Origin of the sequence: Psychromonas antarctica, from assembly GCF_022267535.1 — a bacterium.
In the GTDB taxonomy this organism is placed as follows: domain Bacteria; phylum Pseudomonadota; class Gammaproteobacteria; order Enterobacterales; family Psychromonadaceae; genus Psychromonas; species Psychromonas antarctica.
The window spans coordinates 1-814 of sequence record NZ_JAHNZV010000270.1 but is presented as its reverse complement, the minus strand read 5'-3'; the positions used below and the strand labels follow the sequence as shown (position 1 = coordinate 814).

At 35.0% G+C, this 814-nt stretch carries 1 protein-coding gene and 1 pseudogene; both read right to left on the bottom strand.

Annotation, left to right across the window (positions count from 1 at the left end; genetic code table 11):
* Positions 1–434, bottom strand: a 434-nt coding sequence (locus tag KSO91_RS17430) for an ankyrin repeat domain-containing protein (RefSeq protein WP_238744277.1), incomplete at its 3' end; no start/stop codon positions are given.
* A 2-nt stretch (positions 435–436) separates the two neighbouring features.
* Positions 437–814, bottom strand: a pseudogene (locus tag KSO91_RS17425) (hypothetical protein); the annotation flags it as partial.

Sequence of the window (814 nt, the reverse complement as noted above, 5' to 3'; positions counted from 1 at the left end):
GGAGTCATATCTAGAGTAGGGGCTTTAATACTAATTGATGCCCCATTGCTCAATAAAAAGGATACCATTTCTAAATCATTACCTATAACCGCACCGTGTAGAGGTGTTATATTATATCCTCCAGAGTAATTGATGCTATTAACACTTAAGCCATTTAGTATAAAAAAACTGGCAATCTCATATTTCTTTATTTTATTCTTCCCCTCGAGAATGAAACTCAGCCCAACACTGTTAGACATTTCATATACGTCTGAAGCTATATCCCTATGGTTATATAAATAATACTCACAAGCTTTAGCTGGAATTAAAATCCCACCTTCGTTGAGGGTGCACATTACTATTGTTTCTGGGTTCATTTTTGAAATATCGTTAACCATTAAGCCTGATATTCCTACTAAAAAAACGCCAAGACACGCTATTATTTTTACTTTCATTGCTACCCCCAAACTTTTAACAAACCATGAGATGGCTGCTTGTAAGCTAAAAAGGCACCTTGAATACTTTCTTTTGATGCGGTGTACACGAGGATTCTTAATGGTTTCCTAAACTGATTTGCAATATGAAGCCTAACAAAATCATAAACTTTCACTCTTTGTAGATCATTCACTGTTGCATGTTTAAACCAATGTATGACAGCTTTTTTGGAGAATTCCTTAATGATAGCCAAAGCACCTTTCGTTGGATTGGTTGTGCTTCTAAAAATAGCGTCCACAAAGCCGATAGCATATGAAGCATCAATTGCTTCAACCAATAATCCCTGTGTGAATTCCCTAATAGAATCATTCATTGTTAAAGATTCAATAAAATCAAAATC